11 protein-coding genes are annotated in these 13,227 nt (G+C 72.1%); 4 read left to right on the top strand and 7 right to left on the bottom strand.

The features are described 5' to 3' along the window. From A7A76_RS06315 to A7A76_RS06335, 5 genes are all read right to left on the bottom strand, one after another. A partial coding sequence (locus tag A7A76_RS06315; RefSeq protein ID WP_206410389.1) for a glycosyltransferase occupies positions 1-599 on the bottom strand: 599 nt, incomplete at its 3' end. Positions 600-609: 10 nt separating this feature from the next. Further along, complete coding sequence (locus tag A7A76_RS06320) at positions 610-810, bottom strand: zinc-finger domain-containing protein (protein WP_057946305.1); 201 nt, start codon at positions 808-810, stop codon at positions 610-612. Positions 811-1,155: 345 nt separating this feature from the next. Further along, positions 1,156-1,884 carry a pirin family protein gene (locus tag A7A76_RS06325; RefSeq protein WP_206410390.1) on the bottom strand — a complete coding sequence of 243 codons (729 nt, stop codon included), beginning with the start codon at positions 1,882-1,884 and terminating at the stop codon, positions 1,156-1,158. Positions 1,885-1,996: 112 nt separating this feature from the next. Beyond that, positions 1,997-2,575, bottom strand: a complete 579-nt coding sequence (locus A7A76_RS06330; protein WP_206410391.1) for a YceI family protein — start codon at positions 2,573-2,575, stop codon at positions 1,997-1,999. A 133-nt stretch (positions 2,576-2,708) separates the two neighbouring features. Then, entirely contained in the window at positions 2,709-3,296 is a 588-nt protein-coding gene (locus A7A76_RS06335; protein ID WP_206410392.1) for a malonic semialdehyde reductase, read from the bottom strand. Positions 3,297-3,403: 107 nt separating this feature from the next. On the opposite strand from A7A76_RS06335, the gene A7A76_RS06340 reads away from it, so the two are divergent. The 3 genes from A7A76_RS06340 (at position 3,404) to A7A76_RS06350 (ending at position 5,962) form a co-directional block, all read left to right on the top strand. Further along, entirely contained in the window at positions 3,404-4,390 is a 987-nt protein-coding gene (locus A7A76_RS06340; protein WP_343225294.1) for a mitochondrial fission ELM1 family protein, read from the top strand. Positions 4,391-4,538: 148 nt separating this feature from the next. Then, positions 4,539-4,919, top strand: coding sequence for a hypothetical protein (locus A7A76_RS06345; RefSeq protein WP_206410393.1), 381 nt, complete (start codon positions 4,539-4,541; stop codon positions 4,917-4,919). Continuing rightward, positions 4,916-5,962 (top strand): hypothetical protein, encoded by a 1,047-nt coding sequence (locus A7A76_RS06350; protein WP_206410394.1) that lies wholly within the window; start codon positions 4,916-4,918, stop codon positions 5,960-5,962. The genes A7A76_RS06345 and A7A76_RS06350 overlap by 4 nt, the downstream gene beginning before the upstream one ends. 18 nt (positions 5,963-5,980) lie before the next feature. On the opposite strand, the gene glnE is transcribed toward A7A76_RS06350, so the two are convergent. Continuing rightward, on the bottom strand, positions 5,981-8,821 hold the full coding sequence (glnE, locus tag A7A76_RS06355) for a bifunctional [glutamate--ammonia ligase]-adenylyl-L-tyrosine phosphorylase/[glutamate--ammonia-ligase] adenylyltransferase (RefSeq protein ID WP_206410395.1): 2,841 nt from the start codon (positions 8,819-8,821) through the stop codon (positions 5,981-5,983). Positions 8,822-9,931: 1,110 nt separating this feature from the next. Here glnE and A7A76_RS06360 point away from each other — a divergent pair. Then, positions 9,932-11,893: a multicopper oxidase family protein gene (locus A7A76_RS06360; RefSeq protein ID WP_206410396.1), complete on the top strand. Its 1,962-nt coding sequence runs from the start codon at positions 9,932-9,934 to the stop codon at positions 11,891-11,893. Positions 11,894-11,939: 46 nt separating this feature from the next. Here A7A76_RS06360 and A7A76_RS06365 read toward each other — a convergent pair. Then, positions 11,940-13,227: esterase/lipase family protein (locus A7A76_RS06365; protein ID WP_206410397.1), on the bottom strand; the 1,288-nt coding region annotated here is incomplete at its 5' end.

Genomic DNA, 13,227 nt, shown 5'->3' on the forward strand with positions numbered 1-13,227 from the left:
AGCGCCGGATGCTGCGCCGCGGCCCAGGCGCGCGCCTCGCGGTCGGGCCGCGGCGCGCGCGGGAACGCGGCCGGATCGATCCCGCGCGGCACCACCCGCAATTTGGCCGGGTCGGTGTCGGGATAGTGTTGGAGCACGTAGTCGCGCACGGTCTCGGACACGCAGATCACGCGCTCGCCGCGGGTCATCACCTGGCTGTAGCGCGACGGCGAATTGAGGCCGTGCACGGTGGTCACCAGCGCCGGCCGCGCGTCTTCGGGCAGGCCGCGCCAGGCCAGCAGGCCGATCCAGGCCGGCAGGCGCGAGCGCAGATGCAGCACGTCCACGCGCAGCTCGCTCATGAGCCGGCGCAGCTTGAACGCATGCAGCAGGGTCGAGGGCGACTTGCGCCCGATCGGCAGTTCGATGTGCTCGGCGCCGAGCTGCAGCAGCCGCGGCACCATCCGGCCGCCGGCGGAGACCACGATCGCGCGGTGGCCGGCGCGCACCAGCGCCTCGGCGATTTCCAGGGTGGAACGCTCGACGCCGCCGGATTCGAGCGCCGGCAGCAACTGCATCGCCGTCAGCCGGCGCGTGGAGGTCGGCTGCGGCGAAGTCATGGCGGCGCGGTCAGTCGACCAAGGTGTAGTGCGCGCCGCAGTACGGGCACTGGCACTCGCGCTCGGCTTCGATCGGCAGGTACACGCGCGGATGCGAGTTCCACAGCGCCATCGACGGCAGCGGGCAGCTCAGCGGCAGGTCGGCGCGGGTCACGGTGTAGCGCTGATCGGCGTTGGCCTGGGTGGGGTGGGCGTTGGCTGCGGTGGTCATTGGGACACGACGGGTGGCGACGCGGGCAGGCATTTTAGCAGCGTGGGCGCGGCGGCGCGTGCAGGCGGGCCGCGGCCGGCGAGGCGGCCGGCGCGGCGAGCGATGCGGCCAAACGGCGCCAAACGCGCCTGGGCGGATGGGGCGGCCGCGGCGGAGACGAAAGCGTCGGGCCTGAAGGCCCTCCCACAGGATGAAAGGCATCGGGCCTGAAGGCCCTCCCACAAGACGAAAGCATCGGGGCCGAAGCCCCTCCCACAATCCAGGCCCCCTGCAATCCAGGCCCCTTGTGGGAGGGGCTTCAGCCCCGATGCTTTTCGCTCCGATCTCGACTATGGCCCCGCACGCTCAATCCGGCGACGGCAGCTCCAGCAGCAGCGCCTGCGCGCCGGCGGAGCCGGCAATCAGGGCCAGTTCGCCGAATTCTCCGATCAGGCCCAGCGCATCGCCGGCGGCCAGCGCGCGCCCGTGCGCCTGCGCGCCGCCGGCGAGCAGTTGCAGCCAATACGAGCGGCCGGGATCGAGCGCGTGGCGCGCCTGCGCGCCCGCGGCCAGGGCGAGCGAATACAGCCGCAGGTCCTGGCGCACCGGCAGGCCGCCTTCGGCGCCGTCGCGCGAGGCGCGCAGCACCCAGCCGCCCTCGCCCGCCGCCGGCGCCGCCGACAGCGCATAGGCCGGCCGCGCGTTGAGCCGGTCGGGCTGGATCCACAATTGCAGGAAGCGCAGCGGCGCATCCGCCGCCGGATTGAACGCGCGATGGCGCAGGCCGTGGCCGGCGCCGAGCCATTGCAGCTCGCCGGCGCGGACCGTGCCGCGTTCGCCGTCCTCGCCCTGCGAACCGTACGCGCCTTCGAAGCCCATGACGCCTTCCAGCACATAGCTGAAGACGTCCATATTGGCGTGCCGGTGCAGCGCCAGGCCGGCGCCGGGATCCACGCGCAATTCGCGCACCGCGCGCAAGGCGCCGAAGCCCATCCACGCCGGATCGTAATAGGCGCCCGCGGAAAACGTCAGCAGGCTGTCGACCCCGTCGGCCGATGCGCGGCCGCGGTCGTGGGAAAGGCGTTGGATGATCATCGCGCCATTTTACCGCCATGCGCGCCGCGCACGGGACGCGGCGCGCATCCGCCGGCGCGGTCGCGCGCCGGCCGCCGGTACCGTCGCCGATACCGACGGCTACGTGCGCCGCTTACTTCTTCGGCACGATCGCTTCGGTGGTGATGCGGATCTTGACCTCGTCGCTGACGTTGGGCACGTACTTGCCGATGCCGAACTCGCTGCGCTTGAGCGTGGTGGTGGCGTCGAAGCCGGCCGCCGCACGCTTGGCCATCGGCTGCTCGCCGACCTTGTTGATGTTCACGTCCAGCACCGCCGGCTTGGTCACGCCGTGCACGGTCAGATCGCCGGTGACCTTGAGCTTGTTGGCGCCGGCGGCTTCGACCTTGGTGCTCTTGAAGGTGATGGTCGGGTACTTGGCGGCGTCGAAGAAATCCGCGCTCTTGAGGTGCTCGTCGAAGTCCGGCACGTGCGAATCCAGGCCGTCGAGCGGGATGGTGACCTGCACCGACGAAGCCGCGGGCTTGGCCGCGTCGTAGGTGATCGAGCCGTCGACCTTGCCGAAATGCGCGATCGGGTTGGAGAAGCCGAAGTGGCTCCAGCTGGCGATCACGTCGGTGTGGTTGGGGTCGATCTTGTAGGTGACCGGGGCGGCGCTGGCGGCGCCGGCGAATGCCAGGCCCAGGGCGGCGGCGAGCAGGATGCGCTTCATGGGAGAACTCCTCGAAAGTGTCGTCGGGTGGGGCTGGTGGTGGGGATGTCGCGGTGTTGCGGGGGAACCACTATGGCGCCGCGCGTGCGGCGCCGGGCGGACGCCGGCGCGGAACCGTGCCGGCGCGCACGCATCACTCGATGCGCGCGGCCTCGTCGAACGGCAGCCGCGGCGAACGCGGGAACAGCTTGTCGTGGTCGCCGTAGCCCAGGTTGATGAGGAAGTTGGACTTGATCTTGCTGCCGGCGAAGAACGCCGCGTCGACCTTGGCGTTGTCGAAGCCCGACATCGCGCCGGTGTCCAGGCCCAGCGCGCGCGCGGCCAGGATCAGGTAGGCGCCCTGCAGGCTGCCGTTGCGGAACGCGGTGGTGTTGATCGCCGCGTCGTTGCCGGCGAACCAGCTGCGCGCGTCGTCGTGCGGGAACAGGTAGGGCAGCTTTTCGTAGAACTCCAGGTCGTGCGCGACGATCACGGTGACCGGCGCGGCCATGGTCTTGGCCAGATTGCCTTCCGACAGCGCCGGGCGCAGCTTCTCCTTGGCCTCGGCCGACTTCACGAACACGAACCGCGCCGGGGAGCCGTTCGCGCTGGTGGGGCCCCATTTGGTCAGGTCGTAGAGCTGGCGCAGGGTCTGATCGCTGATCTCGCCGCCGAGCACGTTGTGGGTGCGGGCGCTGCGGAACAGCTGATCGAGGGCGTCGTCGCTGAGGACCTTGGACATCTTCTTCTCCATGGGGCTGCCAAGCTGGGCAGGTGATCGGGAGACGGAAGTGTAGAGTCTCGCCCCGGCCGCTAAATCGACACCCTCGGAACGGATTACCTGCATCTGTGCAACGAAACGGCATTTCGGCGAAGAATGACGCCACCACTGCAACCTGGTTGCTGACCGACGGCCTGGCCGGCAACCAGCGCCAGGCTTCGGCCCTGGCGCTGGCCCTGGGGCGCACCGCGCGGCACTGGCTGCTGCAGCCGCAGGCGCCCTGGCGCTGGCTGGCGCCGCGGCGCCTGCCCGGCGCGGACCGGGCCTTCGGCGAGGGCTTCGCCCAGGCGCTGCGCGGCGAACGCCCGCAGCTCGTCGTCGGCTGCGGCCGCCAGGCCGCGCTGGCGACCCGGCTGATGCGCAGCGACGCCACCCGCGCGGTGCAGATCCTCGACCCGCGCATCCCGCCCTCGCACTGGGACCTGGTGATCGCGCCCGAGCACGACGGCCTGCGCGGACCCAACGTGATCACCCTGCTCGGCAGCCTCAACCCGGTCGACGACCTGTGGCTGGCCGGCGCGCGCAAGACCTTCCCCGCCTTCGGCCAGCTGCCCGGTCCGCGCACCGCGCTGCTGCTGGGCGGCTCCAGCGCCCACGCCCGCTTCGACCGCGCCGCCTTCGATGCGCTGGCCTCGCGCCTGTCGGCGCAGCTGGAACGCGAGGGCGGCAGCCTGCTGGCGACCACCTCGCGGCGCACCCCGGCGGACATCCGCGCGCGCCTGCGCGAGCGGCTGGCGTCGCTGCCGCAGGTGTCGTGGTACGAACCCGGCGAAGGCGCCAACCCCTACCCCGGCCTGCTCGGCTGGGCCGACCGTATCGTCTGCACCGCCGACTCGGTCAACATGCTGTCCGAGGCCGCGGCCACGCGCGCGCCGCTGTTCGTGTTCGGCATCGACCGGGTCGAAGGGCGGCCGCGGCGCTTCGTCGACAGCCTGCTAGGCCTGCGCCGCGCGCACGCCTTCGATCCGCATCTGCGCGCCTATCCGGTGACCCCGCTGCGCGAGACCGCGCGGGTCGCGGCGGAAGTGCGGCGGCGCCTGGCGCTGAACGACTGAACCGCACCGGCGGTGGCCGGCGCGGCCGCCGCGCCGCGTTCGGCTCAGCAACGGGCCGCGCTTGCACCAGGGGTCCGGGCGCGGACGCGGCAACGATGCTGCGCCCGCGTCCGGAGAGCGCCGCCGCCATCGACCGGGAACGACGGCAATGACTGCCGCGCCTGCACGCACCGCCGCGACCTCGCTGCTGCTGGCCCTGTGCGCGGCCGGCGCCGGCTGCGCCACCGTCGCCGTCGACACCGACGCCGGCACGATCCGCGCGAGCGGCTTGTTCGGCGCCCGCGTGCTGCCTTACGCGCAGGCGCCGTTCGCGGTGCGCAGCCGCGGCCTGGGCGTGTTCGCCGGGCCCGGCGAATTCAGCCTGGGCCTGCACTCGCGCGTCGCGCTCTACGCGCCCGATCCGGCCGCGTGCCGGGTCGTGCTGATCGGCCAGCGCCCGGACGAGACCCGGCGCCTGATCCAGGCGCTGGAACAAGGCGGCGTCAAGGCTGCGGACATCTGCACCGACACAGGGGAAGCCAGGCAATGAACGTTTTGAAGTATTCCTCGTCGGCCGCGGCGCTGCTCGCGCTGTGCGCTTGCGCCACGCTGGAACAGGCGCCGCTGGTGTATTCGTCCAAGACCTCGGTCGGCGTGGACATCGCCACCACCTCGACCGAAACGCCGGGACTGTCGATGAGCCTGGGCTTCAAGCAGGTCGATGCCGCCTACGTGCCGGTGGCCGTGTCCAAGGCCTGCCAGACCAACAGCAACAGCGCCACCTGCGAAGCCAACCTGCACCAGGTCAAGGTGATCGGCGGCAGCGAACAGCTCGGCGATTCGCCGGGCGCGGTATCGCCGGTCAACGCCGATGCGGTCAACGACGCGCTTAAGCAGCTGCTCAACAGCTACAACAGCGCCGCGGCCACCTCGCAGGCCGCGACCGCGGCGCGCGCGGCGGCCGAGCAACAAAGGAAAGCGCTGGAAGACGCCTGGAAGAAACAGCAGGACTACCAGAAGGAACTGGACACGCTGGCGGTGTTGCAGACCCAGGCGCAGAGCCCGAACGCGAGCGACGACGACAAGAACAAATACCGCGATCAAAAAGCCCGCGCCGAGGCCAGGCAGCTGTCGAGCGTGGAGCAGGCGCTGGTCGCGAACCTCGGCAGCCAGGGCCTGTACGAACAGGCCGTGGCCGACATCGGCGACCGCATCGGCACGCTCAAGGAGCGCGAAGCCAGCGCGATGAAGGCCGAGACCGACCAGTTGAACCGGTTCAAGGAAGCCAAGTCGGCGCTGACCAATCGCGGCGATTCGTACTCGGTGTTCGGCAGCTTCCGTTCGCGCAGCGGCGCCGAAGCCGCCGCCGGCTCCAGCCCGGGCGTGGGCGCCAGCATCGGCCTGGGCAAGATCTTCGCCACCGGGGTGGCGTCGCAGACGATTTCGCGCGGGCTCAGCGATTACTACGCCAACAGCAACCGCGGCCAGGACAAGTGCTATCGCGCCGTGGCCGAGGCCGCCGGCGCCGGCAAGGTGCAGAGCGATGCGCTGGCGGCCTTGCTCAAGGGCTGCTCGGGCCTCGGCGACAAATGAGGCGCGCGCGGCGGCCGCTCAGGCGGCCGGCTCGCGCAAGCCGGCCGCGCGCATCGCCGCGTCGATCGCCGCCCGCGCCGCGGCGATCTCCCCGGTCTCGGCCACCCGCCGCGGCCGCCGGTCCAGCGTGCATTCCAGTCCGGCGGCGAGCAAGGTCAGGTGCGCCGCGCGCAACGCCGCCGCGCCGTGCGCATCCAGCGCGCCGGCGCCTTCGGCCGCGTCGATCAGGCCCGGCGTGTCGCGCGGCGCCAGCAGCGCCGGCGCGCGCGCGCTGTCGCGCAGCACCAGGTACTGCAGCAGGAATTCCAGGTCGACCAGCCCGCCCTCGCCCTGCTTGAGGTCGAAGAACGCGGCGTCGCTGCGGTCGAGTTCGGCGCGCATGCGCGCGCGCATCGCGGCGACGTCGCCGCGCAGCTTGCCGGCCTCGCGCGCGCGGGTCAGGGTGCGCGCGCGGACTTCGTCGAAGCGCGCGTGCAAGGCCGCGTCGCCGGCGACGAAGCGCGCGCGCACCAGCGCCTGGTGCTCCCAGGTCCAGGCGCGCTCGTCCTGGTACTCGGCGAAGCTGGCCAGCGACGACACCAGCAGGCCCTTGGCGCCGTCCGGGCGCAGCCGCACGTCGACGTCGAACAGACGCCCGGCCGCGGTCACCGCGCCGAGCAGGGCGACGATCTTCTGCGCCAGCCGCGCGAACCAGCGCGGCGCGTCGAGCGAACGCGCGCCGTCGGAGGCGGCGCCGCCCGCCACCGCCGGCGCGTCGTACAGGAACACCAGGTCCAGGTCGGAACCGAAGCCCAGCTCTTCGCCGCCGAGGCTGCCGTAGCCGAGCACGGCGAAGCGCGCGCCGGGCACCCGGCCGTGCGCGGCGGCGACTTCGGCCTGCGCCATCGCCAGCACCTGCGTCACCACCGCATCGGCCAGCCACGCCAGCTGCCGCGCGCTGTCCTGCGCCGACTGGCGGCCGTCGCGCAAGGCCATGGCGATGCGGAAGCTCAGCGCCTGGCGGGTTTCGTTGATCGCCTGCAAGGCTTCTTCGACATCGCCGCCGGCGTCGAACCCGGCGCAGGCGGCGAGCAGCTCCTCGCGGTCCGGCAGCGGCCCGGCGACGCGCGCGTCGAGCAGTTCGTCCAGCAGCAGCGGATGCGAGGCCAGGCGCTCGGCCAGCAGCGCGCTGCGCGATACCACTTCAACCAGGCGCGACAGCGCCGCCGGTTGTTCGTCGAGCAGGGCCAGATAGGCGCTGCGGCGCAGGACGTTGTGCAGCAGCGCCAGCAGCCGCTTGAGCGCGAGCATCGGCTGGCTCGACGCGGCCGCGGCCTGCAACAGCGACGGCAGCACCCGGTCCAGGCGCGCGCGCGCCGCGTCCGACAGGCCGCGCACGCCGGGGCTGCGGGCGAAATCGCGCAGCGCCGCATCGGCGTCGCCGGCGGCGTCGAAGCCGGCGTCGAGCAGCGCCTGCGCCTCGCCGGATTCGGGCAGCGCGCGCCAGTACGCGGTCAGCGCGTCGGGCGCGGCGCGGCGGCGGCGCGGCGCCAGCAGCGCGTCGAACTCGGCGGTGATGCGCTCGCGTCGCCGTTCCAGTTCGGTGCGTAGTGCGTCCCAATCGGCGTAGTCGAGCCCCGACGCGATGCGCGCGCGCTCGGCCTCGCCCGCGGGCAGCGCGTGGGTCTGCGCGTCGCGCAGCATCTGCAGGCGGTTTTCCAGGCGGCGCAGGAAGCGGTAATCGTCGGCCAGCGCGGCGCCGGCGTCCTCGCCGATCTGGCGCTGCGCGACCAGCGCCTGCAACGCCGGCAGCAGGCGGCGGCCGCGCAGCTCGGCCTCGCGCCCGCCGCGGATCAGTTGCAGCGCCTGGACCAGGAACTCGATCTCGCGGATGCCGCCGGGCCCGCGCTTGATGTCGTCGGCCAGCTCCTTGCGCGCGACTTCGGCGCTGATCGCGGCCTTCATCGCGCGCAGGCCGTCGAGCGCGCCGAAGTCGAGATAGCGCCGGTACACGAACGGCCGCAGCGCCTCGACGAAGCGCTCGCCGGCATCGAGATCGCCGGCCACCGGCCGCGCCTTCTGCCAGGCGTAGCGTTCCCAGTCGCGGCCTTCGCGCTGGAAATACTGCTCCATCGCCGCGAACGACCACGCCACCCGGCCGGCGTTGCCGTACGGCCGCAGGCGCAGGTCGACGCGATGGCTGAAGCCTTCGGCGGTGGGCTCGTCGAGCAGGCGCGCCAGTTGCTGGCCGAGCTTGGCGAAGTAGCTCTCCGCGTCCAGCGCGCGCGCCGGGTCGCGGCCGTCGAATTCGGTGCTGCCGTCGTGCTCGTAGGCGTAGACCAGATCGACGTCGGAGCTGAAATTGAGCTCGCCGCCGCCGAGCTTGCCCAGGCCGAACACGACCAGCCGCACGCGTTCGCCGGCCGGCGTGCGCAGCGCGCCGTAGCGGCGCTCGAACTCGTCCTCGAGCGCGTCGTGGGCCAGGCGCAGGCAGGTCTCGGCCAGTTCGGTGCTGCCGCGCAAGGTGTCGGCGACCGAGTCCAGGCCGAGCGCGTCGCGCCAGATCAAACGGGTGGAACCCGCGGCGCGGTAGCGGCGCAGGCGCGTGGCCCAGTCGGCGCGCCCTTCGGCGTCCAGTTGCGGCGGCGCCGGGACTTGGGCGCCGTCGTCGGCGGCCAGCGCGAGCAGCAGCGCCGGCTGGCGCACCAGGGTGTCGATGGCGAAGTCGCTGACCACCGCGACGCGCGCGACGCGCTGCGCCAGCGCCGCGTCGTCGAGCGCGGCGCGGGCCGGCTCGGAGGCGTTGCGCAGGCGCGCGAGGGCGCGTTCGGTCAGGGCGGAGAAGTCGGCGGCGGCGGTGACGGAAGCAGAATCGTGCATGCGCGGATGATCGCATGGCGATGCGGGACGTCTTGCGCGCGGGCTTGCCAGCACGGCGGCGATGGCGCGGGCGAGAGCGGGTTCGCAGCGGCGCGCTGCGCCGGCTTGCGTCGGATCGCCGCAGCGCCCTTGTGCCCGCGTCGTGTCTATGCGCACGGGCGGCGCGGGCGATAAAAATCGTGGGCAATAAAAAAGCCCGCTCCCGGATGAACCGGTTGCGGGCTTGCTCCCTCCCCCACGTCGGGATGCGGGCTGATCGTGAAGGAAGCGTTATCGGGTTTGCACGCTGCACTGCAAAACAGAACTTGCCGGTTCATTTGAAACGCTCTCGCGTGGATCGGGCCGCGAACGCGAAAACCTTGCGGCGCAAGGCTTGTTACCGATGCCAGGGCAAACCGGTCCGCACCCATTCGCGGCCAGGCCCGCGGCCGGGGCTCGAACCTGAACAGGCGCAGCGCGCCCGATTTGCGCCAAACCGCATTCCACCCGTGCCGCCGGTCGCAGGCGCGATGTGTGCCCGGGCGGGTTGGCCGTCGTATCCCTGGGCGTGTTCGGACACCGCCGCGGCGCCGACCGGACGCCGCGCGATCGCGGCGCACGCCGATCGCAGCCACCGGTCGCATTCGGCGCGATGACGCGATCGCGTTGGTCCAGCCGCGCGCTGCGCCGACCTTCCATCCCGCTTGCGCCATCGCCGTGGATCCGAGCGTCGATCTGCAGATCGACGCACTCCGCGATCCGGCCTTCGCGCCACTGCGGACCCCGCTCCAGACCCGTACTCCAGACCCGCGCCGCAGCATCCGCCGCGTCCGCACGATGCCGCACGCGCTGTCCTCGCGCACAGGCTTTCGCCGTTCATCAAGCGAGCGCGACCGGAGACGGCACGCACTCGGCGCCGCGGCGACGCGCGCAGTGCGATGCGGTTCGCGTTCGGCCACGCACCGCCCGCACAGTCGCGCGTCGCGCGTGTACGGCAGCGGCAGCGCGGCGCCGCAGGGGCAACCAGCACACCGAACCGATCACCGCCGATCCGGCGCAGCGCGCGAGCGCGGCGCGCGCATCGGCACCACCGTGCCGCGACGGCACGCTTCATGCCAACAGGGGTTCCGCATGAACACTTCCGCTTTCCGCTCCCTCCACGCGCCGCCGCGCGCCGCGCTCGCGCTGTGCCTGGCGCTGGCCTTGCCCGGCGCCGCGCTGGCGCAGGACGCGCCCGCCGCCGCTACCGCCGAACGCGTCGCCGCGCCGCCGGTGCTGGCGCGCATGCTGCGCTCCACCGACGCGGCCGCGACCACGCAGAAGCTGCTCACCAGCGCCGGCGCGCAGCCGCTGGACACGCGCGAGGCCAAGCTCGAACTGGTCGTCGGCATGACCCGCTCGAAGATCTGGAACCCGGCCACCTCGCGCTACGACACCGTCGAGCTGCGCTCCTACCAGAGCCCGGGCACCCATCCGGCGATTCCCTTCGTCGCGCCCACCGTGGTCACCGCGCCCGGCGAAACCGTGCGCATCGCGCTCAAGAACGACCTCAAGCCCGAACCCGACTGCGCCCAGCCGAGCATCAACACGCCGCACTGCTTCAACTCCACCAACCTGCATTCGCACGGCCTGTGGGTCAGCCCGACCGGCAACAGCGACAACGTGCTGCTGACGCTGCGGCCGGGCGTGTCGTTCGAATACGAATACAACCTGCCGGCCGACCATCCCTCCGGCACGTTCTGGTATCACCCGCACCTGCACGGCTCGACCGCGCTGCAGGTTTCCAGCGGCATGGCCGGCGCGCTGATCGTGCGCGGCGAACGCCTGCCCTCGCCGACGCGCAACGGCGATCTCGACACCCTGCTGCGCGACGCGTCCAACCAGCCGCTGCCCGAGCGTCTGGTGATGTTCCAGCAGGTCGCCTACGCCTGCCGCGACGGCAAGGGCAACATCAAGACCGCCGCCGACGGCCGCTGGATCTGCGATCCCGGCGACGTCGGCCGCATCGACAACTACGCCGACCAGTTCGGCTTCGGCACCTGGAAGAAATCCGGCCGCTACACCAGCGTCAACGGCGTGGTGCTGCCGACCTTCACCGGCCTGCAGGCCGGCCGCCTGGAGCGCTGGCGCCTGCTGCACGCCGGCGTGCGCGACACCGTCAATCTGCAATTGCGCGAACTGCGCAGCCGCAGCGCGGCGCCGGCGGGGCTGGCCGGCAAGGCGCTGGAGACCTGGGTCGACAAGAACTGCACCGGCCCGGTGCTGAGCCAGTTCGAAGTCGCCGCCGACGGCCTCACCCACGGCCGCATGATCGAAAAGCGCGAGAACGTGCTGCAGCCGGGCTACCGCAGCGACGTGCTGGTGGCGTTCCCCAAGGCCGGCCGCTACTGCGTGATCGACGCGGCCGCGCCGGCCAGCGCCAGCGTCACCCAGGCCGCCGAGGACCGCCAGTTGCTCGGCTTCGCCGATGTCGCCGGTCTGGGCGAGCAGATCGACACGCGCGCGCTGATCCTGCGTCAGCTCAGCGCCTCGGCCGAGCGCAACATGCCCGCCGACGTGCTGCCGCGCGTGCTCGCCGACCTGCGCGACGGCCTCAGGCTGAGCGCGTTCGCGCCGCATCGCGACATCGCCGAGAAAGACGTCGTCGGCACCCAGACGCTCGAATTCAACATCACCAAGGCCGACGAATACCAGATCGACGGCAAGTCCTACGCGCCCAACCAGGCGCGCGACCTGGTGCTGGGCCGCACCGAGGAATGGCAGCTGACGTCCTTGGTCGGCGGCCATCCCTTCCACATCCACGTCAATCCGTTCCAGGTCGTGAAGATCCTCGACCCCAACGGCAACGACGTCAGCGAAACCGGCGAGAAGGACGATCCGCAGTACGCCGGCCTGCGCAACACCTGGAAGGACACCTTGTTCGTCAAACAAGGCTATCGGGTCGTGGTGCGCACCCGCTACGAGCGCTACATCGGCGAATACGTCCTGCACTGCCACATCCTCGACCACGAGGACCGCGGCATGATGCAGAACGTGCGCATGCTGGTGCCCGACGGCAAGGGCGGCGGGATCCTGCCGGGCCACCAGCACTGAGCCGCGCACGGCGACGGCGCGCCGCCGTCGCCGCCGTTGCGAGCGCTCAGCGCTTGCCGCGGCTGTCGTAGTTGTCCGCGTCCTCGTGCAGGATCCGCCGCAGTTCGGCGATCGCCTGCGGCGTTTCCTGCACGCTGTGGCCGGACACCACGATCTTCTCCGACACCGCGCCGTCCAGGTGCGCGCTCGGGTACGGCACCACGCCGTCGCTGGACTGCGCCAGCGGCAGCTTGGGATCGCGCTGGGCCACGATCACGTGGTACGGCAGCCCCGGCTCGACGGCGAGGTCGCGGGTGCTGCGCATGAACAGCGAATTCGGGCTCAGATCGTCCGGCCCGGTCGGCGGGCGGCCCTTGCGGAAGCCGATGCGTTCGAGTTCGTCGGCGCTGACGTGATTGCGCTGGATCAGCTCGGCGGTATCGCGCAGCACGTCGAACGGCAGCCGGATCAGCTTGCGCACCATGCGCAGCGGCCAGCCGTCGGTGACCACCGCGCCGCGCTGCGGCGCGGCCATGAACACCGCGCGGCCGAACTGCGGCATCGGCCGGAACACGGTCAGCTCGCGCACCATCGGGTCGGCGCGCAGCCGCCGCGCGGCGTCGGCCGGCAACTGCGCCAGCGAGGCGTCGATGACCCGCTCGCCGCTGTCGGCCAGCAGCAGGCGCCCGATCACCCCGCCCATGCTGTGGCCGACCAGGACCGCGTCGTGGCTGGCGATGTCGTCGCCCTGCGGGTCGTAGTGGGCGAAGGTGCGCTGCAGCGCCGAGGCGATCGCGGCGCGGTTGGAGAGCATGCCCAGGTTGGTCGGATAGAACACCTGCCACAGCTGGTAGCGGCGGCGCAGGGTTTCGTCGCCGAGCAGTTCGTTGGCCAGGTTCACCCATGCCTCCGGGCTGCTGGCCAGGCCGTGGATCAGCACGATCACGCGCTTGTTCGGATCGTAGGGCTGGTTGAGGTAGACGCGCGGCTGGAACGCGCGCGCCTGCTTGGGCCGCAGCAGGCTCGACAGGCTCAGCCGCGCCAGGTCCGAGCGCGCCAGCCACACGCCGTAGGCCGCCGAGTAGTTCGCCGCCAGCGGGATCCGCCGGCCGGCGATGGTCTCGCTGTCGATGCGGTAAGGGTTGTAGACGTCCATGCGCGCACGCGCGCTGGCAAGCACGCCGTCCAGGCCGTCGCCGTCGAAGCGCAGGGTCGCGGTGACCGGCAGGTAGCGGGTGTCGCGGTACGGCACGTCCTCGCCTTCGGCGGCATCGCCCGCGGCGGCGCCCGCCTGGGGCGCGACCGCGGCGGCGCCGCCGCGCGAAACCGCGCTGGCCGCGACATGCCCTTCCGAG

Source organism: Lysobacter enzymogenes (assembly GCF_017168095.1).
GTDB classification, from domain to species: Bacteria; Pseudomonadota; Gammaproteobacteria; order Xanthomonadales; family Xanthomonadaceae; genus Lysobacter; species Lysobacter enzymogenes_D.